Here is a 25,238-nt window from a genome sequence, read left to right as displayed (position 1 = left end):
GCCCTTCTGGGCGTTGCTCCCCATGCGCGCCAATCCGGCAGTTCGAACCGCAGAGGCAAATGCTCTGGAGGACGCAAGCATCTGCGCGACATTGCCTACATGGCCGCGCTGAGCGCAATCAAGATCAAGGATCCCATTCTCGGCACTTTCTACCAGCGCCTGCGCAGCAACGGAAAAACCTTTAAGATCGCCATCGTCGCAACAATCCGAAAGCTCATAACCATCCTCAACGCAATCGCAAAAACAGACCCTGCTTTTACTTGATCGTCCACGGTTGCTTGATGCGGGGTCCAGTTCGATCAAGTCCTTGATCGATAGAGACTCTTTCGCGCCGCAGACGCGACGCTGCTGGGCCCCGGCTCAAGGCCGGGGTGACGGAGGCTGTGGTCTTTGTCAGCGAGAGCATTTCTGGACGTTTCGCCCGCGACTATTACCAAAATATAATCTCACCGCCGCTTTGCCCGTCTTCCGATTCCGCTTATACCGAAATCATGGTCATCACCCGTATTTTTCGTTTTTTTGAGAACTGGATCAAGCCCTTCGACCGCAAGGACGATTTGAGGCCGCCGCAGGATACTTTCGCGTTTATCTGGTTCTACCTTTCGCAGGCAAAGACGCCTTTTTTCGCCATGCTTATTTTGGGTGGCATGACGGCGGCTATCGAGGCGGCGTTGTTCTGGTTCGTCGGGCGGCTGGTGGATATTCTGTCCACGGTCAAGCCGGGTGAGGGCTGGGCCGGGTTGATTGCCGGGCATGGCTATGAGCTCGTCGGCATGCTGCTTCTGATTGCCGTCGTGCGGTTCGTGATCACGATGATAACGGCGCTGGTGGATCAGCAGGTCATTACGCCCGGTTTTTACAATCTCGTGCGCTGGCAGTCCTACATGCATGTGGCGCGGCAATCGCTGACCTTCTTCCAGAACGACTTTTCCGGCCGAATCGTCACCAAGGTCTGGTCTGGCGGGCAGGCGGCGGGCGATCTGGTGACCTCACTGATGGAAAGTGTGTGGTTCGTCGGCATTTATTCCGTATCGATGCTGTTTCTGATCGGCGGGCTGGACTGGCGTCTGGCCGTGGTGGTTCTGGTCTGGGTCGGCATATTCTCCCTGCTTGCGCGCTATTTCGTGCCGCGCATCAGGAAGCATTCCCGAGAGACGGCAGAGGCCGCCTCCATGCTGTCTGGCCGAATGGTCGATGCTTACAGCAACATCCAGACGTTGCGGCTGTTTGGGCGTGATGATGCCAATGACCGTTATATGCGGCAGGGTTTCGACACGTTCCAGAGCACGACCATGATGTTCACACGCTTTATAACAGGCGTGCGGGCATCCATGGCGCTGCTATCAGGCATCATGATCACATCCATGGCCGCTCTCTGCATCGATCTGTGGCTTTCCGGCAAGATCAGTTCCGGCGCGGTCGCCTTCACGCTGGCACTGGTTTTGCGGCTGAATTTTCTGTTGGGCCGACTGATGACGCAGTTCAACGGCATCATGCGCAACTTCGGCACCGTGCAGAACGCCGCCGAGCTGATTTCGCAGCCGATCAATCTTGTGGACGTACCCGGCGCACCGGCGCTGGTCGTCTCCAAGCCCGGCATCCGTTATGAGGATGTCAGTTTTCATTATGGACGTGCCGAAGGTGTGATCGATAATCTAAGCCTCGATATTCAGCCTGGTGAAAAGGTTGGTATCGTGGGCCGGTCGGGCGCTGGTAAATCCACGCTCGTCAATCTTCTGCTGCGGTTCTACGATGTCGAGAAGGGCCGTATCCTCATAGACGGACAGGATATCGCCAAGGTCAGCCAGGAAACGTTGCGCGCGCACATCGGCATGGTCACGCAGGATACCTCGCTGCTGCATCGGTCCATCCGCGATAACATCATGTTCGGGCGTATGGATGCCAATGAAGAGCAATTGCTCGCGGCTATCAAACGCGCCAAAGCCGATGATTTCATCGAGCGGCTCGAGGACCAACGCGGACGACGAGGGTTGGATGCGCATGTGGGTGAGCGCGGGGTGAAGCTGTCTGGTGGTCAACGCCAGCGCATCGCCATTGCCCGGGTGATGCTGAAAGACGCGCCTATCCTGGTTCTGGACGAGGCGACGTCAGCGCTGGATTCTGAAGTCGAAGCAGCCATTCAGAGCAATCTGGATGAATTGATGCGCGGCAAGACGGTCCTGGCCATCGCGCACCGGTTATCCACGATTGCAGCGCTCGACCGTCTGATTATCATGGATGCCGGGCGGATCGTTGAGCAGGGTACGCACGGGCAGCTTATTGCCAGTGGCGGGCTCTATTCCGAGCTATGGACGCGGCAGTCCGGCGGGTTTCTGTCTGCCGACGATGTTGCGCCGGTTTAAGGTGCCGCGATCACGAAATCGGCGACCAGCCCGTAATGGTTGGAGCCGAGACTGTCAGGCAAGCGCTCCAGCTTCATCAATACAGCCGGTTTTCTTGCGAATATATGGTCGATGGCGATGCCGAATTGTGCAGCTTCAATGGGCCATGTGGCCGGTTCCCATGGTGCCTTCTTCAGGTCGGTCGCCAGCAGGAAATCCTGCATATCAGGCGCAATGCTTGCAGAGTTGAAATCCCCGCCCAGGATCAGCGGTCCTATGACGGATGAGAATGCGGACCGGATGCGGCTAAGCTCATTGCGGTGATATTCATCGAAGTAGGGCTTTGCCAGATGTGCCGCTGCCAATGTCAGCTTCACGCCGTCAACGTCGATCGTTGCCATGGCAAACCGATCGCGGCTGACGTAGCTCAGGCTACCGATGCGGGCAGTTTCAAGCGGTCTTTTCGACAGCATCAGCAAATCGCAGGATTGCGTACCTTGGCCGCAACCGATCCTGTAGGGGTAGGTCTGGCTCAGACGGGGTAAGACGCTCGTCAGCGCGGATGCCTCCATGACGTAAATTGCGTCTGCATTCGAAGCCAGAAGCGTGTCCGCTATTGATTCGGCATTCCTCGAATTTTCCATCAGCACGTTGAAAGAGAGCAGACGGAAGGGTTTGGAGCCCGTTGGCGCAAATGCGTCCGTAACGAACTCTCGATGCATATAAAGAGCATGTGCGCACAGCATCATTGCCCACACCAGCAGCACGATAAAGATGCGCGAGCGCAGGGCGATGAGGCACAATAATGCGGCGAATGCGGCCAGAACGGCAATGTGAAGCTGGAAGCTGTTGACGAATGCCAAGAGCCAAAAATCTGCTACATATCGGATACTTATAACGAAAAGCGCAAGGAAAAGTGCAGTCGCTGCGACGCAGGCGAGCCTAGCTTTCAAAATCAAAACCCCGTGTGTCAGCTCTCCCTTCCTCTGATTATCACGCGTCAATCGGCTTCACAATGTTGCAGGATGGACAGCTCGGTTGGAAAAGGCAGAGAAAAATGGCTTGCAAGGCAGAATTACGGCAGCTTTGTGTGCTTTCCTCTTGCCAAGGTCCGGCATATTTTGCGATCAAGCAGAATAGGCGCGAATTTAATTGTCGCGCAGTGACCGAGACTTGGGGGATCGAGTTTGTCTTGGATCAAAACAGAGCTGGAGGACTCATGCGACTTTCAACGAAATCAGCGCAGAGGATGGTGTAGCGGTGAGTGAGCACGTTAATGATCATGACGCTACGGGTGAGCCAACCCGTCGCGATTTTCTTTATCTGGTGACCGGTATGGCAGGCGTCGTCGGCGCAGGTGCTGCAGTCTGGCCGTTCATTGACCAGATGCGTCCTGACGCGTCCACGCTGGCGCTTGCCTCTATCGAGGTAAACGTGGCGAGTGTCGAGCCGGGCATGTCGCTTACCGTGAAGTGGCGCGGCAAGCCCATCTTCATCCGCAACCGCACACAAAAAGAAATCGATGAAGCAAACGCCGTTCAATTGACGGATCTGAAAGATCCGGTTGCGCGCAACGCCAACCTTGATGCCACAGCGCAGGCAACCGATGTTGACCGTTCTGCGGGTGCCGGCAAGGAAAACTGGATCGTCATGATCGGTTCCTGCACGCATCTGGGTTGTGTTCCGCTGGGTCAAGCCGGCGATTTCGGCGGGTGGTTCTGTCCCTGCCATGGCTCGCACTACGATACGGCGGGCCGCGTTCGCAAAGGTCCGGCGCCGGAAAACCTGCATATTCCGACCTTCGCATTCACATCCGATACCGTGATCAGAATCGGATAAGGGGACATTTGAAATGAGTGGTCATTCCAGTTACCAGCCCTCGACCGGTATCGAAAGATGGGTCGATTCTCGCCTGCCGCTGCCGCGCATGATTCATGACAGCTTCATATCCTACCCAGTGCCGCGCAATCTGAACTACGCCTATACGTTCGGCGCGATGCTGGCCGTCATGCTGATCGTGCAGATCCTGACCGGTGTCGTGCTGGCCATGCATTATGCTGCCGAAACGACGGTTGCCTTCAACTCCGTCGAAAAGATCATGCGTGACGTGAACCACGGTTGGTTGTTGCGTTATATGCATGCCAACGGCGCATCGTTCTTCTTCATCGCCGTCTACCTGCACATTGCCCGTGGCCTCTACTACGGTTCCTACAAGGCTCCGCGCGAAATCCTCTGGATTCTCGGCTGCGTCATCTTCCTTTTGATGATGGCAACCGGCTTCATGGGTTACGTTCTGCCTTGGGGCCAGATGTCGTTCTGGGGTGCAACGGTTATCACCGGCTTCTTCACGGCTTTTCCGGGCATCGGTGAGTGGATCCAGCAGTTCCTGCTCGGTGGCTTCGCCGTTGACCAGCCAACCCTTAACCGCTTCTTTGCGCTTCACTATCTTCTGCCCTTCATGATCGTGGGTGTCGTTATCCTCCACATCTGGGCGCTGCATGTCACAGGCCAGACGAACCCGACCGGCGTCGAAGTGAAGACCAAGACGGACACCGTTCCGTTTACGCCCTATGCGACGTTGAAGGATGCGCTTGGCGTTTCCGTCTTCTTGCTGTTCTACGCATATTTCGTGTTCTACATGCCGAACTTCCTCGGTCACCCCGATAACTACATCATGGCTGACGCGTTGAAGACACCTGCGCACATCGTGCCGGAATGGTACTTCCTGCCGTTCTACGCCATGCTGCGCGCCATCACCTTCAATGTCGGCCCGATCGACTCCAAGCTTGGTGGCGTTCTGGTGATGTTCGGTGCCATCGTGGTGCTGTTCTTCCTGCCTTGGCTGGACACGTCGAAGGTTCGCTCTGCCGTCTACCGTCCATGGTACAAGATGTTCTTCGCGATCTTCGTGGTGAACTCCATCATGCTCGGCTGGCTGGGTTCGCGCCCTGCGGAAGGCCTCTACGTTGCCTTGTCGCAGCTCGGAACGGTCTACTACTTCGGCTTCTTCCTGATCATCATGCCGCTTCTCGGTCTGTTTGAAACGCCAAGGCGTATTCCAAATTCCATCACCGAGGCTGTTCTGGAAAAGAACGGCAAGGCCGCTGCAGCCCCTGCGGCTGCGGTGAAGATATGAGCGCGAGAGGGACGATTACAATGAAAAAGCTTGTAACGAGCATCGCGCTTATCGCTGTCATGGGTGGTTTCGGTTCTGCGGTTTCGGCAGCAGAAGAAGCCCATGATCTCAAGGCACAGACCGAGCATGCAATTGCGGGCGGGCATTTCCCCATCCTCAAGCCGCAAGAAGAAAAGTGGTCTTTCGCAGGACCATTCGGTAAATACGACAAGGGCCAGCTTCAGCGTGGATTGAAGATCTACAAGGAAGTCTGTTCCGCCTGCCATTCGATGAACCTGGTTTCCTTCCGCACACTGGAAGGCCTGGGTTACTCGGAAGATCAGGTCAAGGCCTTTGCCGCCGAGTACGAAGTGCAGGATGGCCCGAACGCCGACGGCGAGATGTTCACGCGCAAGGCCGTTCCATCCGACCATTTCCCGTCGCCTTACCCCAACAAGGAAGCGGCTGCGGCATCCAATGGCGGCGCTGCTCCTCCGGATATGTCGCTTCTGGCCAAGGCCCGCGGCGTCGAACGTGGTTTTCCGCAGTTCGTCTTCGATATGATCCCGTTTGTCGGCGGTTATCAGGAAGGTGGACCTGACTATATCCACGCCCTGCTGACCGGCTATCAGGATGCACCTGCTGGTATCGAAGTTGCCGAAGGTACGCACTTCAATCCACATTTCGGCAGCGCGATAGCACTCAAGATGGCACCGCCGATCAGCAAAGATCAGGTGACCTACGATGATGGTACCCCGCAGACGCTGGACCAGTATTCGCAGGACGTCTCGGCGTTCCTGATGTGGGCCGCAGAGCCGCATCTGGAAGAACGCAAGCGTACCGGTTTCATGGTCATGGTGTTTCTTTTGATCTTCACGGTACTGATCTACCTGACGAAAAAGTCCGTATACTCCAGAAAAGAACACTGATTGGTTCTATCAAACGCCTGATACCAGCCCTCACGGTTCCTCCGTGGGGGCTTTTTGTTGTTTGGAAGCAGGCTCCCGCTTTGCATCGATGGGCATTTTCTGTTGGTGCGCCTCGTGTGAGTTGATAAGGTCGCCAGACGTTCAATTCATCCAGAAACCATCGGATATTCCATGACTGTTATTGCTTCGGAGCTTGCCGCTGCTATTCGCTCCATTCCCGATTATCCCAAGCCGGGGATTATCTTTCGCGACATCACCACGCTTCTCGGCAATCCGCGCGCCTTCCGCCGTGCGGTGGACGAGTTGGTTCAGCCCTATGCGGGAACGAAGATCGACAAGATTGCGGGCATGGAAGCGCGCGGCTTCATCCTGGGCGGTGCTGTGGCGCATCAGCTTTCCGCCGGTTTCGTGCCGATCCGCAAGAAGGGCAAACTGCCGCACACCACCGTTCGCGTCGCCTACAGCCTGGAATATGGCGTGGACGAGATGGAGATGCATGTGGATGCCGTGCAGCCCGGCGAAAAGGTCATTCTGGTGGATGATCTGATCGCGACCGGCGGCACCGCAGAAGGTGCCGTGAAGTTGCTGCGCCAGATGGGGGCGGATATCGTATCAGCCTGCTTCGTCATCGACCTGCCGGATCTGGGCGGTCGCAAGAAGCTGGAAGATCTCGGTGTGGAAGTGCGCACGCTGGTAGAATTTTCCGGGCACTGACCCAGAGGCCGACCGGTCACCCAACCTCAATATATTGAGCCTGTTGCGATGTCTTGCGAAGGCTCTTTTATCAACGGACGTCGGAGCCTCTATGAGCAATTTAAAAGATATCAGATCGAAAATTTTCCGATCGCTGTGGTATTTTTTAACTCGGCCAAAGCCGTGGGTAGAACCTTCGCTGCAAGGCCGCAAGGTTGTGGTGGTGGGTTCGGCTCCGCAGTCATCCATGCCTCTCGGCTTCGACCCGTCATATAGGACGATATCGGTCAACGGCTCGCAGATTGTCGCGAAAAAATGGGGTGTGGAAAAACCGGATATAACGTTGATGACGTTCAACCAGATTGAAGGCACCAACACCAACGCGAAAGAAGTTCGCCGCGTACTGGATGGCGAAAGCACCGGAAAGCTTTATCTACTGCTGTGGCAGCATAGCAAAAAGCGGCTGATGGCCGGCCTTACTCGCTTCAACTACAGATGTGACGACCTTTACATCGCTGGCCGCAATCGTCGCATTGCACTTGTCCATGCTATCACCGGCAAGGTGAATTTGGAGATCGAGCGTCAGGCAAAGTTTTCGAACGGCGTCATCGGTGTCATGCTCGCTCTCCAAAGCGGAGCAGAGGCTGTGGTGATCGCCGGGATAAATCCAGCTTCGACGGGGCATATCTATAATGTCGAAAACCTAGTCAGAGGTCACAGCGGGCCGGACCTCGCTGCATTGACGGAAATGCGCAAAAAAGGCCTGCCGGTTTATACTGCTGATCCCGAAGTTGCCGAAGCGACCGGTCTACCATTGTGGACTGGCAGCCGCTAAGCGGATTTTTGGAAGTGCGATATACCGTCGAATATAGGCTTATTCGAATTCCAGAACGCTGCTCTCGAAGGACACGACTGTTTCACCATTTTGATTCTCCCCCTCATTGAGCGTGGTGTTCAAAAAGGTGCCCGGACGGGAGGCGAGGGGGCGAGAGGCGATCATGGTAGCGAAATATGTGATGTCATCGCCCGCATAGACCGGACGGTGCCATTTCATATTGCGGAAGCCGGGCGACGGGCCGAGCTTTGGTGGTTGGACGCCTTCGGATATCAGGCGTTTCACTTCTCGCTCCCAATAGGCAAGAAAGCATTTCATCCATGAGGCGCTGGTTTGCCAGCCAGAGGCGCAAAGCCCCTCGAAAACCGAGTTTCGAGCTGCTTCTGCATCGAGGTGAAAGGGTTGCGGATCAAATTTCTCCGCGTATCGAATGATGGATTCAGCCGAGAAATGGACGGTACCGAGTTCGAGTTTCACATCATCAGGATAGAGATCGATGAACTTCATGATGCCGCACCATTTGTCGCTGTTGCCAGCATGGCGTTCAGTTCAGCCACGCAGACGGTTTCGCCGCGCTGATTTTGCAGTTCGTGGCGCAGCTTGATCACGCCCAATCCGGGCCTCGATTTCGACACGCGTTGCTCGACCACCGTCGATGTGCCGGTCAGTGTGTCGCCAGCAAGAACGGGCCTTTTCCATTCGACGTAGTCGACCCCAAGACCGGCCTGAGAAGGAGAATGGCTGATATAGCTGTCCACCGTCATGCGCATCAGCATGCCGCATGTGTGCCAGCCAGATGCAGCAAGACCGCCCAGAATGCTGGCTTTTCCCGCCTCTTCCGACAGGTGCATCGGCTGAGGATCGAATTCAGTTGCAAACTCGATGATCTCATCTGCCGTCACGGTCTTTGGCCCAAGCGGAAAGCTTCGACCGGGCGTGAAATCTTCAAAGCTATATCTCACCGGCGAACTCCTCTTTCGCTGACCTGTTCGCAAAGCGTAACGCAACTCTATCTTTTACGTAAAGGTAAATTTATGGGCGGCATGACGAATGTTCGTGACCTAAAATAAAAAGGCCCGCAACGAAGCGCGGGCCATTTCTTCTGATTGTCGTTGGTTCAGGTGTTGAAACGGAAGTGGATGACGTCGCCATCGTGGACGACATATTCTTTGCCTTCGTCACGGCCCTTGCCCGCTTCCTTGGCGCCAACTTCGCCCTTAAAGGCGACGTAGTCGTCATAGGCAATGGTGAAGGCGCGGATGAAGCCGCGTTCGAAATCGGTATGGATGACGCCAGCAGCGCCCGGTGCCTTGGTACCGCGCACGATAGTCCAGGCGCGTGTTTCCTTGGGGCCAACGGTGAAATAGGTGATGAGGTCGAGCAGCTGGTAGCCTGCACGGATCAGGCGGTCGAGACCGGCTTCTTCCAGACCCAGAGCCGAGAGAAATTCTTTCGATTCGTCTTCAGGAAGCTGTGCGACTTCGGACTCGATCGCTGCGGAGATAATCACGCATTCCGCGCCCTGAGCTTTTGCCATTTCGGCAACGGCCTTGGTGTGCTCGTTGCCATCGACGGCATCGGCTTCCGCGACGTTGCAGACGTACAGAACAGGATGCGAGGTCAGAAGGTTCAAGCCCTTCAGCACTTCGACCTCGTCTTCTGCCAGTGTCTTCAACAGCAGACGGGCTGGCTTGCCATCGTTCAAAAGCTTGATGACCGCTTCCATGACCGGCAATTGCGCCAGCGAATCCTTGTCCTTGGAAGACGCGCGCTTGCGGGTCTGCTCCACGCGGCGCTCGAGGCTTTCGAGGTCGGCCAGCATCAGTTCGGTTTCAATCGTATCGGCATCGCCGACTGGATTGATGCGACCTTCGACGTGGGTGATGTCATCGTCTTCGAAGCAGCGCAGGACGTGAACCACGGCATCGACTTCGCGGATGTTGGCGAGGAACTTGTTGCCCAGGCCTTCACCCTTGGAAGCACCGCGCACCAGACCGGCAATATCCACGAAGGAGATGCGGGTGGGGATGATTTCCTTGGAGCCTGCAATATCGGCCAGCACCTTCATGCGCGGGTCCGGCACGGCCACTTCGCCCGTATTGGGTTCGATGGTGCAGAAAGGATAGTTCGCCGCCTGCGCCGCCGCCGTCTTGGTCAGCGCGTTGAAAAGTGTGGACTTGCCGACGTTCGGCAGACCAACGATACCACATTTGAAGCCCATGGCTTTAACCTGCCTCTGTCTAAATAATTCCGTTAGCGAGCCTTTTGCGGAAAGGGCAGGGCAAGGTCAAGCCTTGATGCCGCAAACCATAAGGATTCCCTGCAAAACCACGTTTCAGACAGCAGCTTGGCTGAAGCCAAACCAATCTGAAATCAACGCCCAGCCGCCGTAGATAATGGCACCACTGGTCACGACCGCGAGAACGGCGAGAAATAGCCCGACCAGCACCGCAACACCGTCACGCTGTGCAAGGCCAAGGGCGAAGGCCAGCACCGCCAGGCCCGGAAGCATGTTGCCGAAGGGAATGGGCAGGGCGATCAGAATCGCCATCAGAAAAATGACGATACCGATGGCAGGTACGCCCAGACTTTTCGTCAAAACGTGGCCACGCGGGCGCAACAGGCTTTCCAGCTTCGCCAGACGCGGTGCCGCCTTTTCTGCGGTTAATTCGATGATGGAGCGCGATACCGAAAGCCGACCAAGAAAACCGGGCAACCTCAGTGTCCGCGAGCCGAAAATGATCTGCAAAGATAGGATGGCTAGCGCCGTTCCGAAGATCATGCCCGCGGGTATCCCCGGCGTCGGGATGATGGCAGGGATAGCGAAGACCAGAAGGATGAAGGCGATGGCCTTGTCGCCGAGCTTGTCTAGTAATCCTGCCAGTGTCACTTTTTCCGGCAGGTCGTCAGGCAGGCGTCTCAGCAATGCTGCCATGGTTTGGTGATGCACAGGGTCATCCATGCGCAGAGTTTTCTGGCTGCAAAGAGATGGACAAGGAAAAGGTGTTCGATTTTATCATCAGCGTGAAATGGGGATGCGGGAAGAAGTTTCAAGCGGCCCGAACCCTGTCAGCTGCAATCTCAGTCCTTCTTGCCGAACATCCGCTTCAGCATCTCTGCCATCGGTCCCGTTTCCGGAAGCTTTTTGGGTTGGGCGGAATTGCGGGCTTGATGGATGTGCGACTTGGCGGTGGGTTTGGCGGGCTTTGCCTCTTTCTCTACTTCGCTTTTCACGCCGACTGCCAGCGCGAGTTTGTTCATGAGTTGGGAGTCTTCTCCCTTCACCAACATTGAGGCGTTGTCTGCAATGGCATCGATCAGCGGCTCAAGCCAGACCTTATCGCTCTTGGCAAAGTCACCCAACACATGGCCGTTCACGCGGTCTTTGTCGCCGGGGTGGCCGATACCGAGCCGTAGGCGGCGATAGTCTTTGCCGCAATGGGCGTCGATGGATTTGAGGCCGTTGTGGCCGCCATGTCCGCCGCCTATCTTGATACGGGCGCGTCCGGCGACGAGGTCCAGCTCGTCGTGGATGGCGATGATATCGGAGGTTTTCACCTTGTAGAACCGCATGGCCTCGCCAACGGATTCGCCGGAAAGGTTCATGAAGGTCAGAGGCTTCATGAGCAGCACTTTTTCACCAGCGATCTCGCCTTCGGATATTTCGGCCTTGAACTTTTTCGACCACGGCGAAAATGAGGGAAGGCGTTGCAGGGCATCGACGGCCATGAAGCCGATATTGTGCCGGTTGTTTGCATATTGCGTGCCGGGGTTGCCAAGGCCTGCAATGATGATCATGGACGTTTCCGCTTGGTTCGATGAACAGTTGTCCTTCACCACCGAAAAAACCGGCGAGTGTCAACTTTTTTGTCTCACATTTTGGCGTTAAGGCTGAATAACAAGGCCGTATTTCTCATAAATCTGGCGCTGGCTTCCATCTGCTATGAGGTCATCAAGTGCATGTTGCATCTTGCTGATCAGCGCATCCGGGACGGACTTGTTGCAGGCCATTCCGAGAATTTGATGACTTAAAGTGACAACCTCGACGAAATCGCCTGATGGCATTGTCTTCAATGCGCTTTCCGACATCGGCATCAGGTCAATGCGGCCTGCCGCGAGTTTCGAAAGCGTTTTGTCGAAATCGGCGCTGAGATCGATGCGGGGAAATCCGAGAGACCTCAAAATCGCTTCTGTGTAATCGGTTCGCTGTGTTCCGATCGTATAGGCCTTGGCATCGTTCAAGGTCTTGATGTCCCTGTGCGTCCCGCCGCGCGCAACAAGGACGTTCCTGTCGGTATGAATGGGGGAAACCCATTTGAACTGATTTTCGCGCCCCGGTGTCCGCGCGGCTGCGACGACGCAATGCATGGGTTTCGTCTCGGCCAGCGCCAAAGCCCTTGCCCAAGGCAATATCGTCGCTTCGTAATCAATGCCCGTGCGTTCGAATATGATCTTTAGTTGATCCATATAGACGCCGCTTGGTTGCCCATCGGTGTCGCGGAAATTATAGGGAGGATATTCTTCGGTCGAAATAAAAAGCCGTTCTGCCGACACGGGCAGCGCGGCCAAGAAAATCATCAATGCCAATAGAGTTCGCCACATTGATGTTCATCCTCCCAGATGACGTTATGTCCCGACCTTTGCGATTGTTTGATCGCTGTGCTGCTCGAAAATGGCGATGTGCGCGCTGATCGGCTGCGGTTTTGCGAACAGATATCCCTGTCCGCAATCGACGCCGATGTCTTTAAGCATCGCTTCCTGCTCACGTGTTTCAATGCCTTCGGCAATCACTATACAGTTCATCTTGTGGGAAATCGCGCTGATTCCTTCCACAAGCATCCGGCTTCTGTGGCTGATTTCAGCGACCTCGTCGCATATGGACCGTGTAAAGGATTGGTCGATCTTGACGATATCGATGGGGAAGCGGTTCAGGTAGCTGAGCGATGAATAGCCGGTGCCGAAATCATCGAGCGCGATACGACATCCCAGTTGGCGAATGGCGCTGAGGACCGCGCGAATTTGCGGATCGTCGTGCATCAGCACGGCCTCGGTTATTTCGACCACCAGCCGGCTTGGGACGATGCCGTGGCGGTACAGCAGGCCGGCGATGCGCGTGGGCAGGCCAGGCTCGAACTGAAGGGCGGAGAAGTTTACCGCGACGTAGGCGTTCTCCAGCCCCGACAGTTCCGAGAGGGTCGCGAGGTTGCGGATGGCATGGTCCAAAATGGCGTTACCAATACGCTGGATCGTGCCGTTTTCTTCCGCCACACTGATAATGGCCGCAGGCGAGAGAATACCCTTGCGCGGATGGTTGAGCCGCATCAGGGCTTCAAAACCGACCGTTTCGCCATTTGTCAGGTTCAGGATCGGCTGAAAATGAGCTTCCAGCCAGTTTCCTTCCAGTGCGTGCTCGATATCCTGTTCGATTTCCGCCCGCTCTCGTGCCTCGTTCATGATGGCGGGATCGAACATCTGCGCACCGTTCTTGCCTGCACGTTTTCTGCTGTACATGGCCAGATCGGAGTTCTGGAGGAGTTCGGAAGCGGTCTTTGCGTGTGTCGGGTAGAGTGCCAGACCGATACTTGCGCTCAGTCGCACACTGTGTCCGACGGCATCGAAAGGCTTGTCGAAAATCGCACAGATTTCATCGCAGATTTCGGTGGCACGGCTTTCTGTTTTCGGTCCTGCCAGTAGAATGGCAAACTCGTCGCCGCCAAGACGCGAGGCGCTGTCCAGCGGTGTCAGCAAGCCTTTCAGCCGCTCGACAAAGGTCTTGAGTACGGCATCTCCAGCGGCATGCCCCAGATTGTCGTTGATGATCTTGAACCGGTCCAGGTCGATGAAAAGGCAGGCGAGCTCGGTGCGGTTTTCGTCCGCTTCCAGGATTTTTTCGTCAAGAATGGCTTCGAAACCCTGACGGTTGAAGAGGCCGGTCAGGTGATCCGAGATCGCCTGCATCCGGTTGCGCTGCTCGGAACGGCGCAGTTCCGTCACGTCGGTCATCACGCTCAGACCTTCCGAACGGTGATGAGCGTCGTCTAGGCTCAAGGATTTTTCTGCAATGAGCACGTCCATCAGTCGCCCATCGCTGCACTGGAAACGAACCGTCAGGTCCGAAGTGCCGGCCACACCATCGCCCGTGGCTTCATTGTGTTTGCGCAGGACAAAGCGCGCGCGATCCTCAGGCGTAATCAGGTCGGCAAAGCCATGACCGAGAATATCGTCGCGATTATAACCGGTCGCCTCGACCCAATAGTCGCTGACGGCGGCTATGCGGTCTGCGGGATCAAGGGAGAAAAGCATCGCCGGGGTATGATTGTAAATCTCGGTGGTGCGCCGGTGCGCTTTCTTGATTTCCTGCTCTTCGCGATCCAGCTGAATCTGCATCTCGTTGAAGCTCTTCGCCAATCGGCCCATCTCGTCCGTGGATCGCCAGTCGACATGGTGGCGCGAGCCGAGCCGGCGCGTCGCCTCGATGGCAGCGGTCAGTCGCAGCAGAGGCTTCATGATCATCAGCCGGTTGCCGATGATCGCGGCGGCGAAAATGGTGAGGATGGCCAGAATGAAGATCGAGATGAAGGCAAGCTCGATATTGCTCAATGAGGTGAAGAGGCCGACATTCTGGAAAAACACAGTGATCGACCCGACTTTGGTGTCTCCATCCAGGTTCTTGTAGGTAATGTCGCGCGTGATGGACGATGTGTCGTCCGACATGTTCCAGCCCGCCGTCTGGGTGATGTCCAGATGGCCAAACGTATCGCGCACCTTCACCATGTAAACGGCGGGGTCGGTGACGAGTGTTCCGGTTATCTGATTGATGCTGTCGTCATCGAGATCCCACAAAGGGCGACCGAGTGCCTGTGAGTTGGCGACGAGCAGGATTTCGAGGCGGTCTTTCTGGTTGGCAACGGATTCGTGGTAGGAAAGCATCAGCAGGATGGAGAAGAGCGGAGCAACCAGTGCCAGGAGGGCACCTGAAACGATCGCGATAAAGCGGCTTTCTACGGAGTGGGTCATCTGCAGCTACTATCGTCCCTTGCCTCTAAACCCTTGCCGCGTCAATTTCCCAGCCCACGCGATAAAAAGTCCCGTCCTCAAATACGTACGATATTCAGATTGTTAGAGGAGCAGATCAGTGCCCCGCTACGTGCTAATATCGAAGTCCTAAACCTAAAGTTTTGACTTATCGTTTCCGGGAATGATTAATCGTTGCTAAACAAGCGAGTTAAGTTTTTTATCTATCTGCCAGGGACAAAAACGGCATAAAAAATGCCCCGCATCTTGCGATGCGAGGCACTGATAAAGAACATGGAACCGAATGTATTATTCGGCCTTGCCTTCTTCTTCGGTTTCGACTGCTTCCTGAACGTCGTCAACGATCGCGACCGTTGGCGGCACGATGGTTGCGATGGTGAAGTCGCGGTCGGTGATGACTGGAGCAACGTTCTTCGGCAGCTTGACCTGCGAAATGTGAACGCTGTCGCCGATCGTCAGGCCGTCGAGATCGACAGTGATGAATTCGGGAATGTCGTTTGCCGGTACGTGGGCTTCAACAGTGTGACGAACGATGTTGAGCACGCCACCCTTCTTGATGTCCGACTTGTCTTCGTTGATGAAGTGAACCGGGATTTCAACCGTAACCTGCGAGTTGCCGGATACGCGCAGGAAGTCTACGTGTATCATGAAATCGCGGACCGGGTCGCGCTGGTAGTCCTTTGGCAGAACTTTGTACTTCTTGCCATCGACGTCGATTGTTGCAACTGTGGTCATGAAACCTCCAGCCTGGACGCGCTTCGTGACTTCGTTGGTCGAAATCGAGATAGAAATTGGGGTTTGCTTGTCACCATAGATGACAGCAGGAATCAAACCGTTGCGACGTAGTTCACGAGAGGACCCCTTACCAACTCGTTCGCGCGCTTCGGCCTTGAGCTCATAAGTCTCTTTGCTCATGGCATAATCCTTTTAGGTTGTCTGGAGAGTTCATTCCGACATGTCGGATTGAACTGGAGAAGACTTTAAAAAAGCCGTCTCGCCCGCGTTGCCTCCAAGGGTGTCTACACGGATGCGGGCGCTATAGTATAAAGAGGGCGCAAAGGCAAGGGTGACAGGGGATTACACATCAATCTCTTGGTCTCGCGTCTGGATTTCAACATGGTCGCGCGACCTCTATCGTGAGGCGAGTATTTTAATGGTTGCTTATCTATGTCGGTAAACTCGGTGAAAACGGGATCACCATTATAGTCTGAAACAATTCAACAGACCCGTGATCTCGATGTATCAAATTCTGACCTGCCTGGCCGTAGACCATGACATTCGCTATACTCTAGCGGCCGTCACCATTTGTGTGATGGGCAGCTTTCTGACCATGCGTCTCTTTGCCCGCTCCCGCCAGTCGACATCTATTCAGCGCGCAAACTGGCTGTTTCTTGCGGGCATGATCGGCGGCACAACCATCTGGACCACCCATTTCGTGGCCATGCTGGGGTATCAGGCACCTGGCAGTGTCGGGTTTCTTCCGGGGTTCACCGGTCTGTCTTTCATCATCTCGGTCATTGCGACGACCGCAGGGCTTGCCATCGCCACCTACGGCGGAAACACGCCACTTGCCGAAGGTGGTGGTCTTGTCGTCGGGTTGGGCATCGCCTGCATGCATTATACGGGGATGGCTGCCTACACGGTTCAAGGGTCACTGGTCTGGGATCCCGTCTATGTCATTGCATCGATGGTGTTTGGCGGCGTGTTCGGTATGCTGGCAACCAACCGCGTCGTTCGGCCCGTGAACTGGTTTTGCAAATATAGCGGCATGACGTTTCTGGTGCTGGCCATTGCCTCGACCCACTACACTGCCATGGCAGCCTTTTCGGTATCGTTCGAACCGGCAATGACGATAGCCCCGTCTCTGGTTTCGCCCAGCCTCATGGGTGGTAGCGCTATCATCATTACCTTCGTCCTCCTTGCCTTCGGACTTTCGACCTATGTCATCGACTCGGAAACCAGCTTGCAGGCCGTTGCGCGGTATCGCCATCTTTCCCTGCACGACGCGTTGACGGGCATTCCCAACCGGGCGGCATTTCAGGAGCATTTGCAGGCGCTTCTGAAGCGCAGCAACGATCCGACTGCGCGCATCGCGCTGTTGTCTTTCGATCTCAACCGTTTCAAGGAAATCAATGACGTTCACGGCCATGGGGCAGGGGACGCCGTGCTGCGCTCTCTGGCAGACCGTATGAGCTCCATTCTGCGGCCGGGAGAATTCGTCGCCCGCGTGGGTGGCGATGAGTTCGTCGCGGTGTTGCCCCGTTATTACGCGCGCACCGACGGCCTGGAATTCGCCAACCGCCTATTGGCAGAGGTCATCCAGCCCATCGAGTGGAATGAAACGGTTTTATCGGTCGGCGCAAGTATCGGCATCGCGGTTGGGAATTCCAGCACGAAAAATGCCGATGCCCTGATATCGCAGGCCGATGTCGCGATGTATCGCGCCAAGAGCGATGTGACCGGCACCATCTGCTTCTACGACAAATCGATGGACGAAGCTGCACGTGCGCGCAACGCTTTGGCTGTCAGCATGCGTTCCGGGCTGGCAAAAGGGGCTTTCGAGCTCTACTTCCAACAGCAGAACGATACGACCAGCGGTGCCATCGTCGGTTTCGAGGTGCTGTTACGCTGGAACCATCCAGAGCGCGGCATGATCTCGCCCGCCGAATTCATTCCCATCGCGGAGCAGACCGGCTTTATCATCGAAATGGGCGAATGGGTGTTGCGCGAAGCGTGTTTGCATGCGGTGCGCTGGAGAAACCCGTTGACCATCGCCGTCAACGTCGCGCCCTTGCAGCTTTCGGATTCCGACTTCGTCAAGAAGGTCCAGCGCATCCTGACTGAGAGCGGCCTGGAGCCGAGACGGCTGGAACTGGAAATCACCGAAAGCGGTATCATTGCCGACCATCGCCATGCGCTGGTGACGATACGCCGGTTGAAATCGCTGGGTGTTCGTATCGCCATGGATGACTACGGAACGGGTTACTCGTCGCTATCGACGTTGCAGAGCTTCCCGTTCGACAAGATCAAGATCGACCGTGGTTTCGTGGAGGGGCTGGCAACCAACCTGCAGTCTCAGGCCATCGTCCGCTCCACCCTGATCCTTGCCAACAGCCTCAACATTCCGGTTTTGGCCGAGGGTGTGGAGACCCAGGCCCATCTGGAGTTTTTGCGCAGGGAAGGGTGCCAGCATGTTCAGGGATATTATTACGGACGTCCGGGACCGGCCATAACCATCGACTCGATCGTCAATTGGATGTCCGATGCCGACAGGCTGAGTGAAGGCAGTGCCCTGCCGTTGGCAAGCTAAGCCTGATCTCGGCCAATAACGCTTTTTTTCATTGAAAGAGAGACACATCAGGCGCACCATCCCGGCAAAAATCGGGAGGAGCATATGTCTGTCAGCACCGCTCACGCGGACCATGTGTACCAGAGCGCCAACCAGCCCTCGGCTGCAGCCAGTTCGCCTATCATCGCGTCCTGGCGGCGCTGCATGACCATGCATCATCTTGCACCGGAAAAGGGCAGCGAACCGATTTTTCTGGCCGATTCCGAGTTTCGCAGAGCGCGGGAAATCTCTGCCGGACTGATTGCCGAAAGCGCCGACGAGCTGGACCGTATTTTTCTGTCGGTTGGCAAAGCGGGCTGCTGCTTGCTTTTGACGGATGCCGATGGGGTCGCGCTGGAACGCCGCGGTGCTGCGACCGATGACCGGGATTTTCGGCAACTGGGTCTTTGGTCTGGTGCGGTGTGGAGCGAAGCAAGTGTCGGCACCAACGGCATCGGCACCGCCCTTGCGGATGAACGCTCCGTGACCATCTATCGCGACCAGCATTTTTTCTCGTCCAACATCAGCCTCTGCTGCACCACAGCTCCCATTCGTGACCATATGGGCCAAGTTACAGGCGCGCTGGATATTTCCACCTGCCGAGATGACGTCAACGAACTGACCTTCTCCATGTTGACGCAGGCCGTGCGGGATGCGGCGCAGCGCATTGAGGGCAATCTGTTCCGTCGGGCTTTCCCCGGCGCGCGCATCCTCATGCTGCCATCCGGCAACTCCACCTCGCTGTCTCTGCTGGCGGTCGATCAGGATGATATCATTCTCGGCGCAACGCGGGCGGCGCGGCTGGCTCTGCACCTGGATGATACGCGGCTGGCGATAGGCGTTCCTGCCTCCGACGCTTTGCGGGAAGACCGGCACGACAAGGGCGCGGAACTTGCTGATGCCGAGCGGGCAGCGCTGCGCCGGGTCTTATCCCGCGCCAATGGCAATATCACACAGGCCGCCGCCCTGCTGGGTATCAGCCGCGCCACGCTTCACCGCAAGATGAAGAAGCTGTCGGTTCACTAGAAAAGCCGTTTTTTTCTCATTCCTGTGCTTTTCACAGGAATCCAGCCAGACCAAGTTCTTGGGCTGAAAGCGGTCTCCTCAGTCGCGCCGACGCGCGACGACCGGATTCCTGTGACAAGCACAGGAATGAGGGAGGTCTGATAATTCCGAAAGGTTCGGTGCCACTGTGACATACATTCACAGATTGCGCTGTCGCAGATGTGAAACACTGTGCAGTGCGGAATATCGCGTTGCCTCTTTGCTTTACTGAAATCTACGCCCACCTTCCTGTCACGCGATCAGATACGGGTCGCATTTCATCAGGGAGGATGAACTCATGAACATTCAGGTCCAGCACAAGGCAGGTGAAACACCCTTCAAGCTTAAATACGGCAACTACATCGGTGGCCAATGGGTGGAGCCGAAATCCGGTCGCTATATGGATAACCTGTCTCCAGTGACAGGCCAGAAGATTTGCGAAGTCCCACGTTCGGACGCCAGCGATATCGAGTTTGCTCTCGATGCCGCCCACAAGGCACGCGCAGCCTGGGGCCAGACCAGCGCCACGGAACGCTCCAACATTCTATTGAAAATCGCCCAGCGTATCGAAGACAATCTCGAGCTCATCGCTCGCGCCGAGACGTGGGATAATGGCAAGCCGCTACGTGAAACCACCAACGCCGACATTCCGTTGGCGATCGATCACTTCCGTTATTTCGCCGGTTGTATTCGTGCACAGGAAGGCTCCATCGGTCAGATCGACAATGACACGGTTGCCTATCATTTCCACGAGCCGCTGGGTGTCGTCGGCCAGATCATTCCGTGGAACTTTCCCATCTTGATGGCGACCTGGAAGCTTGCCCCGGCCCTTGCTGCCGGTAACTGCGTGGTGCTGAAGCCTGCGGAACAGACGCCAGCGTCCATTCTGCTGGTCATGGAACTGATCGAAGACCTGTTGCCGCCCGGCGTCGTCAACATCGTCAACGGTCTGGGCCTTGAAGCCGGCAAGCCGCTGGCACAAAGCAACCGCATCGCCAAGATCGCCTTTACCGGCTCGACATCCGTCGGCAAGGAAATCATGCGTTATGCGGCCGACAACGTCACGAACATCACGCTGGAACTGGGCGGCAAGTCGCCGAACATCTTCTTTGCCGACGTTATGAACGAGGATGACGCCTTCCTGGACAAGGCGCTTGAAGGCTTTGCGATGTTTGCGCTCAATCAGGGCGAGGTGTGCACATGCCCATCGCGCGCACTGGTGCACGAATCTATCTATGACCGCTTCATGGAAAAGGCCATCAAACGCGTCGAGGCCATCAACCAGGATGACCCGCTGAATGCATCGACCATGATCGGCGCTCAGGCCTCGCAGGAACAGTTCGACAAGATCATGAGCTATCTTGAAATCGGCAAGAAGGAAGGCGCGAAAGTGCTGACCGGCGGTGACAAGAAATCGCTTTCGGGTAATCTGAAAGACGGCTTCTACATTCAGCCAACGGTGTTTGAAGGCAACAACAAGATGCGTGTCTTCCAGGAGGAAATCTTCGGGCCGGTTGTGTCCGTCACAACCTTCAAGACCGTGGAAGAGGCCATCGAAATCGCCAATGACACGGTTTACGGCCTCGGTGCCGGTGTCTGGAGCCGTGATACCAATCTTGCCTATCGGGCAGGGCGCGGTATCGAGGCTGGTCGTGTGTGGACCAATTGTTACCATGCCTATCCAGCCGGTGCCGCCTTCGGTGGTTACAAGCAGTCGGGCATCGGTCGCGAAACGCACAAAATGATGCTGGACCACTATCAGCAGACCAAAAACCTGCTGGTTTCCTACAGCCCGAACAAGCTCGGCTTCTTCTGAGCCAATCCGCTCGTTGTTCGCATTGATAAACAAAAAAGCCGGGGCACATGCTCCGGCTTTTTTATTCTATTTATGATCAAAAACTGAATGTTTAGTCGAACAGGCCGGAAACCGACTGTTCCATCGACGTGCGGTTGATCGCTTCACCCAAGAGCGTCGCTGTCGTGATGACGCGGATATTGTGCGCGGATTGTACGCTCGTCGTTGGCTGGATGCTGTCTGTGATGACAAGCTCGCGCAGCTTGGAGGAGGACACACGGGCAACGGCACCGCCGGACAGAACGCCGTGGGTGATGTAGGCGGTCACGCTGGTTGCGCCATTCTTGAGAAGCGCTTCGGCTGCGTTGCAGAGCGTGCCGCCGGAATCGACGATGTCGTCGATCAGCAGGCAGTCTTTGCCAGCCACATCACCGATGATGTTCATGACCTCGGATTCACCCGGACGATCACGGCGCTTGTCGACGATGGCCAGCAGACAGTCCAGGCGCTTCGCCAGCGAACGAGCGCGAACCACGCCGCCGACATCGGGTGAAACGACCACGACGTTTTTCGTGTCGTAATGTTCCTTCACATCGCGCGCCAGAATGGGCGCTGCGAAAAGGTTGTCGGTTGGAATGTCAAAGAAGCCCTGAATTTGTCCCGCATGCAGATCAAGCGTCAATACGCGGTCCGCTCCGGCTTCGGTAATCAGGTTGGCGACGAGCTTTGCAGAAATCGGTGTGCGGGGGCCGGCTTTGCGGTCCTGTCGGGCGTAACCGAAATAAGGAAGAACGGCGGTGATGCGCTTTGCCGAGGAACGACGCATCGCGTCGATCATGATCAGCAGTTCCATCAGATGGTCATTGGCAGGGAAGGAGGTGGACTGAACGAGGAAGACGTCCTCGCCGCGCACATTTTCACTGATTTCTACGAAAATTTCCTGGTCCGCAAACCGCTTTACAGTGGCATTTCCCAAGGGAACATTAAGATACTTGCAGATCGCTTCGGCCAGATGCCGGTTCGAATTGCCTGCGAAAACCTTCATTGTTGCCGCCTGTTTTAATGCCATCGCCTGAGATCCGACAGAGCAAGACTTCTCTGTGGTCCGTGCGTCGTTCAACGGGAAGGAATACCCGGCCCAAAGGGTGCCGGACATGCCGTTTTGCCATGGGCGCCTTAATAGCGGGGTTGCCCGTGAATGCAATAGGTCAGGTGGTGATACCCTTAATTTTCATGAAAACTTTGTGACTTAGCCGGTATCAACAGGTTTCATCCACAATTTCCGCGGGCTTATCCCCGCTGGGACTGTCTCCAGGACTGGTAGTCGTTGAGCGTTTTGGCAGCGATCTTCTGCATGGCCGCATCTGTGACGGCTGACCAAGGGTCGCTGCCGCGAGCGGGTACCGTTTCCTGCCCCTGCAAGCGGTGAAGCCGCGCGCCATTGGCATCCAGAACGTCCCACACATAGACGATGGTGATATTCCCGCCATCCGCAAAAGCGGATAAATATCCCTTCAGGATGTTTTCCGCCGTCGTGTCGCTCGACGGGCGAATGGTCAGCCCCTTCGCCCGCGCCTCGGCACCCAGCTGACGCGACAGCGGCGTCACGGCCTGAACGGGTGCGCCGATGATGGGCAGGAAGCGGATGGTGCCGGACGAGGAGCCAGAGGGCAGGGACGCGGTTTGTGTCTGCGGCTGTGCCGGTGCCGTCTGTTGCGCCACCGGCTGGCCAAACTGCGCGCCGCTCGTCATCGCCTGCGCTTGAGCCTGACGTGTATTTTGCGGTGCATAGGCCGGAACCTGAGACGAAACGCCACTCGGAGACCGGTCGGCTGCTGCGGCAATCTGGTCCAGATCGCCCTGGTTGACCGGGGTCGATTGGGTGTTGCTATGGCCGACATCGACTTGCGGTGTCAGCGCATCGGTCGTGTTGCAGGCCGATAGTGCCAGGGCAAGGCTTGGGATTGCTATCACCAACCCTAGCCGCCGCATGCCGTATATCCCCTCATGAAATGCTCCATCGTTCCCTGATCGATGGCAATGTAAGGTTCGACATCGGCGCGAGTCAAATCGAGATTAGACCGTCAGCAAATCAAGGCTGTGGCGAGAGAGCGATTCCGGCGCGCCTTCCGTGGTGAGGTAGGTTTGACCCAACGTCATGGCAAAGCCCGAGTCGCTGTCCATGATGATCATGTGCACGAACAGCGTCATGTTGGGCAGAATTTCCTGCGTGTTGCCCGCATAGAACATCTGATGCTCCATCCATGATGGCGAGAAGCGCGCACCCAGCGAATAGCCGCAGGCATTGAGGCGATGGCGCGTCAGGCCACGCTCGTCCATGATGCGAGCGTGAACGTCGAAGACGTCTCCGAACGTGTTGCCGGGACGAAGGACATCTTCGATGGCGCGGATGTTTTCGGCGCAGGCATTGTAAAGCTCCTTTTGACGGAACTCGACCTCGCCGATGACGACCGTTCGCATCATGGCCGCATGGTAGTGAGCGCTGACGCCCGCCCATTCCAGCGTCAACTGATCCTTCTCGTCCAGCTTGCTACGTCCGGCTTTGTATCGGCACAGAAGGGCGTCTGCGCCGGAACCGATGATGAATTCATTGGCAGGATAATCGCCGCCGCCCGCAAAAACTGCGCCTTGCATGGCCGCAAGAATATCAGCCTCATCAGCGCCGGGCGCGATGATCTTGAGCGCGGCATCCAGCGCATCATCCGCCAGCGCACCAGCGCGCTTGGCATAGGTTACTTCCGCCGGGCTTTTGACAAGACGCAGCCCGCTGACGACGGCTGACGAATCGATGATCTGGCAGAAACTGGAAAGCTGGTTGTCGAGCAGGCGTGCTACCCGGCCCGTCATGCCGTGGGTGTCGAACTCGATGCCGATGCGGCAACCGAGCAGATCCATGTCGCTCAGCAGGTTTTTCAGATCGAGCGTCGGATCGGCGTTGAGACGATCCACCCAGATGACGATATTTTCGATATTGGATGTCTGACGCGCCTGGCGCAAGTCGGCCGAGCGGGTCAGAAGCGTCATTGTGCCGTCTGCCTTGACGATCAGCGTCTGGAAAAAGCAGTAGCCGAACGTGTCATATCCCGTCAGCCAGTACATGCTTTCCTGGGCAAACAGCAGGATAGCATCAAGCTTGTCTTCCGCCATCTTTTCGGTCAGGCGGGTGCGGCGTGCCTCGAATTCGGCGGCGTCGAAGTGCAAGGCCATATCAGTTCTCCAGAATTGCTATTGCTGAAATCTGCCGCCCGTAATCCGGTTCCCGATTATGCGTGGTGCGGCGAAAAGAATAGAAGCTGTCATCATCGGGGTAAGTACAGATACCCAGGTTTTCCGCCGTCACACCCGCAGCCATTAGACGGTCCACCGTCAATTGCTTGAGATCAAAGAACGCATGGCCTGCATTGGGAGAGGGCGATAGATAGGCGGCGTAGGCAGGGTTCATCTCTTTCAGGCTTTCGACGCGTTCAGGTCCAACTTCGTAGTTTTCCTGGCTGATCGATGGGCCGAGGCTGGCAACGATCCGCTCGCGGCTGGCACCCAGCGCAATCATCGCGTCGATAGTGTTTTCAAGAACGCCGGAGACGGCACCCTTCCAACCAGCATGGGCAGCACCCACCACACCTGCCTGTGCATCCGCAAACAGGATAGGGCCACAATCCGCAGCTAGCACGCCAAGAATGATGCCGGGTGTGGCGGTAACCATGGCGTCTGCCTGTGGCCTGTCCCCATCATAAGTGTCATCAACGACGACGACGTCGGGAGAATGCACCTGATGCACGGTCGCCAGTTTTTCCAACGGCAGGCCAAACCATGCGGCAACGCGGCGTCTGTTTTCCAGAACGGCCTGACGCTCATCCTGCGAGCCGAGCCCGACGTTCAGTCCGCGATAAATGCCTTCCGAGACGCCGCCGTGGCGAGTGAAGAAGCCGTGGCTTATGTGCTTGCCGGTCGATGAGGCAAGCAGGGGGCTCTGAAGGGGAAGCGGCAGAGTTTCGTCCTGCATCACGGTATCAATCCTTGGGATGTCGCTGATTTTGAAACGAATATTCGCGAGCGAGTGTTTCCATTGAAGCGCACCACAGGGGATGCAGACGGCAGTTT

23 protein-coding genes are annotated in these 25,238 nt (G+C 56.3%); 10 read left to right on the top strand and 13 right to left on the bottom strand.

What is annotated here, in order from left to right; all coding sequences use genetic code 11:
- Window positions 1-264, top strand: a 264-nt coding sequence (locus DSM25558_RS19200) for a transposase (protein ID WP_143240166.1), incomplete at its 5' end; no start/stop codon positions are given.
- Between the two features lie 227 nt (window positions 265-491).
- Window positions 492-2,363, top strand: a complete 1,872-nt coding sequence (locus DSM25558_RS19195) for an ABC transporter ATP-binding protein (RefSeq protein ID WP_077106299.1) — start codon at window positions 492-494, stop codon at window positions 2,361-2,363.
- On the opposite strand, the gene DSM25558_RS19190 is transcribed toward DSM25558_RS19195, so the two are convergent.
- Window positions 2,360-3,205, bottom strand: coding sequence for an endonuclease/exonuclease/phosphatase family protein (locus DSM25558_RS19190; RefSeq protein WP_244554257.1), 846 nt, complete (start codon window positions 3,203-3,205; stop codon window positions 2,360-2,362). The two genes, DSM25558_RS19195 and DSM25558_RS19190, sit on opposite strands and share 4 nt — an antisense overlap.
- A 397-nt stretch (window positions 3,206-3,602) precedes the next feature.
- Here DSM25558_RS19190 and petA point away from each other — a divergent pair, with 397 nt between their 5' ends.
- From petA to DSM25558_RS19160, 5 genes are all read left to right on the top strand, one after another.
- A complete protein-coding gene (gene petA, locus DSM25558_RS19180) occupies window positions 3,603-4,181 on the top strand; it encodes a ubiquinol-cytochrome c reductase iron-sulfur subunit (protein WP_077106287.1) in 579 nt (192 codons plus the stop codon).
- 13 nt (window positions 4,182-4,194) lie between these two features.
- Window positions 4,195-5,478, top strand: a complete 1,284-nt coding sequence (locus tag DSM25558_RS19175) for a cytochrome b (RefSeq protein WP_077106286.1) — start codon at window positions 4,195-4,197, stop codon at window positions 5,476-5,478.
- Between the two features lie 20 nt (window positions 5,479-5,498).
- Window positions 5,499-6,386 carry a cytochrome c1 gene (locus tag DSM25558_RS19170; RefSeq protein WP_077106285.1) on the top strand — a complete coding sequence of 296 codons (888 nt, stop codon included), beginning with the start codon at window positions 5,499-5,501 and terminating at the stop codon, window positions 6,384-6,386.
- Between the two features lie 171 nt (window positions 6,387-6,557).
- Complete coding sequence (locus DSM25558_RS19165; RefSeq protein ID WP_077106284.1) at window positions 6,558-7,100, top strand: adenine phosphoribosyltransferase; 543 nt, start codon at window positions 6,558-6,560, stop codon at window positions 7,098-7,100.
- A gap of 91 nt (window positions 7,101-7,191) precedes the next feature.
- Complete coding sequence (locus DSM25558_RS19160; RefSeq protein WP_077106283.1) at window positions 7,192-7,914, top strand: hypothetical protein; 723 nt, start codon at window positions 7,192-7,194, stop codon at window positions 7,912-7,914.
- Window positions 7,915-7,953: 39 nt separating this feature from the next.
- Here the strand turns inward: DSM25558_RS19160 and DSM25558_RS19155 are convergent, their stop codons facing one another.
- The 8 genes from DSM25558_RS19155 to DSM25558_RS19120 all read right to left on the bottom strand — a co-directional run bounded on the left by DSM25558_RS19155 (window position 7,954) and on the right by DSM25558_RS19120 (window position 15,864).
- Window positions 7,954-8,421, bottom strand: a complete 468-nt coding sequence (locus DSM25558_RS19155; RefSeq protein ID WP_077106282.1) for a MaoC family dehydratase — start codon at window positions 8,419-8,421, stop codon at window positions 7,954-7,956.
- A complete protein-coding gene (locus tag DSM25558_RS19150; RefSeq protein ID WP_244554256.1) occupies window positions 8,418-8,876 on the bottom strand; it encodes a MaoC family dehydratase in 459 nt (152 codons plus the stop codon). Before DSM25558_RS19150 ends, DSM25558_RS19155 begins: the two co-directional genes overlap by 4 nt.
- A 155-nt stretch (window positions 8,877-9,031) precedes the next feature.
- Window positions 9,032-10,135 (bottom strand): redox-regulated ATPase YchF, encoded by a 1,104-nt coding sequence (gene ychF, locus DSM25558_RS19145; protein WP_077106280.1) that lies wholly within the window; start codon window positions 10,133-10,135, stop codon window positions 9,032-9,034.
- Window positions 10,136-10,249: 114 nt separating this feature from the next.
- Entirely contained in the window at window positions 10,250-10,876 is a 627-nt protein-coding gene (locus tag DSM25558_RS19140; RefSeq protein ID WP_077106279.1) for an exopolysaccharide biosynthesis protein, read from the bottom strand.
- 119 nt (window positions 10,877-10,995) lie between these two features.
- On the bottom strand, window positions 10,996-11,712 hold the full coding sequence (gene pth, locus DSM25558_RS19135) for an aminoacyl-tRNA hydrolase (RefSeq protein WP_077106278.1): 717 nt from the start codon (window positions 11,710-11,712) through the stop codon (window positions 10,996-10,998).
- Between the two features lie 87 nt (window positions 11,713-11,799).
- Window positions 11,800-12,516: a substrate-binding periplasmic protein gene (locus tag DSM25558_RS19130; RefSeq protein ID WP_083716575.1), complete on the bottom strand. Its 717-nt coding sequence runs from the start codon at window positions 12,514-12,516 to the stop codon at window positions 11,800-11,802.
- 24 nt (window positions 12,517-12,540) lie between these two features.
- Window positions 12,541-14,931 (bottom strand): EAL domain-containing protein, encoded by a 2,391-nt coding sequence (locus DSM25558_RS19125; RefSeq protein WP_077106276.1) that lies wholly within the window; start codon window positions 14,929-14,931, stop codon window positions 12,541-12,543.
- Between the two features lie 306 nt (window positions 14,932-15,237).
- Window positions 15,238-15,864: a 50S ribosomal protein L25/general stress protein Ctc gene (locus DSM25558_RS19120; RefSeq protein WP_077106275.1), complete on the bottom strand. Its 627-nt coding sequence runs from the start codon at window positions 15,862-15,864 to the stop codon at window positions 15,238-15,240.
- Between the two features lie 322 nt (window positions 15,865-16,186).
- Between DSM25558_RS19120 and DSM25558_RS19115 the strand changes: the two genes are divergently transcribed.
- From DSM25558_RS19115 to adh, 3 genes are all read left to right on the top strand, one after another.
- Window positions 16,187-18,259, top strand: coding sequence for a putative bifunctional diguanylate cyclase/phosphodiesterase (locus DSM25558_RS19115; RefSeq protein WP_077106274.1), 2,073 nt, complete (start codon window positions 16,187-16,189; stop codon window positions 18,257-18,259).
- Window positions 18,260-18,343: 84 nt separating this feature from the next.
- On the top strand, window positions 18,344-19,303 hold the full coding sequence (locus DSM25558_RS19110; protein WP_077106273.1) for a helix-turn-helix domain-containing protein: 960 nt from the start codon (window positions 18,344-18,346) through the stop codon (window positions 19,301-19,303).
- A 316-nt stretch (window positions 19,304-19,619) separates the two neighbouring features.
- The gene (gene adh / locus DSM25558_RS19105) at window positions 19,620-21,137 is read left to right on the top strand and encodes an aldehyde dehydrogenase (RefSeq protein WP_077106272.1); all 1,518 of its coding nucleotides are present in this window, start codon (window positions 19,620-19,622) and stop codon (window positions 21,135-21,137) included.
- A 91-nt stretch (window positions 21,138-21,228) separates the two neighbouring features.
- On the opposite strand, the gene DSM25558_RS19100 is transcribed toward adh, so the two are convergent.
- The 4 genes from DSM25558_RS19100 to pgeF form a co-directional block, all read right to left on the bottom strand.
- Entirely contained in the window at window positions 21,229-22,161 is a 933-nt protein-coding gene (locus tag DSM25558_RS19100; protein WP_077106271.1) for a ribose-phosphate pyrophosphokinase, read from the bottom strand.
- A 245-nt stretch (window positions 22,162-22,406) separates the two neighbouring features.
- Window positions 22,407-23,108: a hypothetical protein gene (locus DSM25558_RS19095; RefSeq protein WP_077106270.1), complete on the bottom strand. Its 702-nt coding sequence runs from the start codon at window positions 23,106-23,108 to the stop codon at window positions 22,407-22,409.
- 84 nt (window positions 23,109-23,192) lie between these two features.
- Entirely contained in the window at window positions 23,193-24,344 is a 1,152-nt protein-coding gene (locus tag DSM25558_RS19090; RefSeq protein ID WP_077106269.1) for a M24 family metallopeptidase, read from the bottom strand.
- Between the two features lies 1 nt (window position 24,345).
- On the bottom strand, window positions 24,346-25,140 hold the full coding sequence (pgeF, locus tag DSM25558_RS19085; protein ID WP_077106268.1) for a peptidoglycan editing factor PgeF: 795 nt from the start codon (window positions 25,138-25,140) through the stop codon (window positions 24,346-24,348).
- Window positions 25,141-25,238 lie beyond the last annotated feature (98 nt).

This window comes from Agrobacterium sp. DSM 25558 (genome assembly GCF_900100825.1).
GTDB lineage: Bacteria > Pseudomonadota > Alphaproteobacteria > Rhizobiales > Rhizobiaceae > Agrobacterium.
Note: the sequence above shows the minus strand (reverse complement) of the source record. Positions and strands in the feature narration are given on the sequence as shown.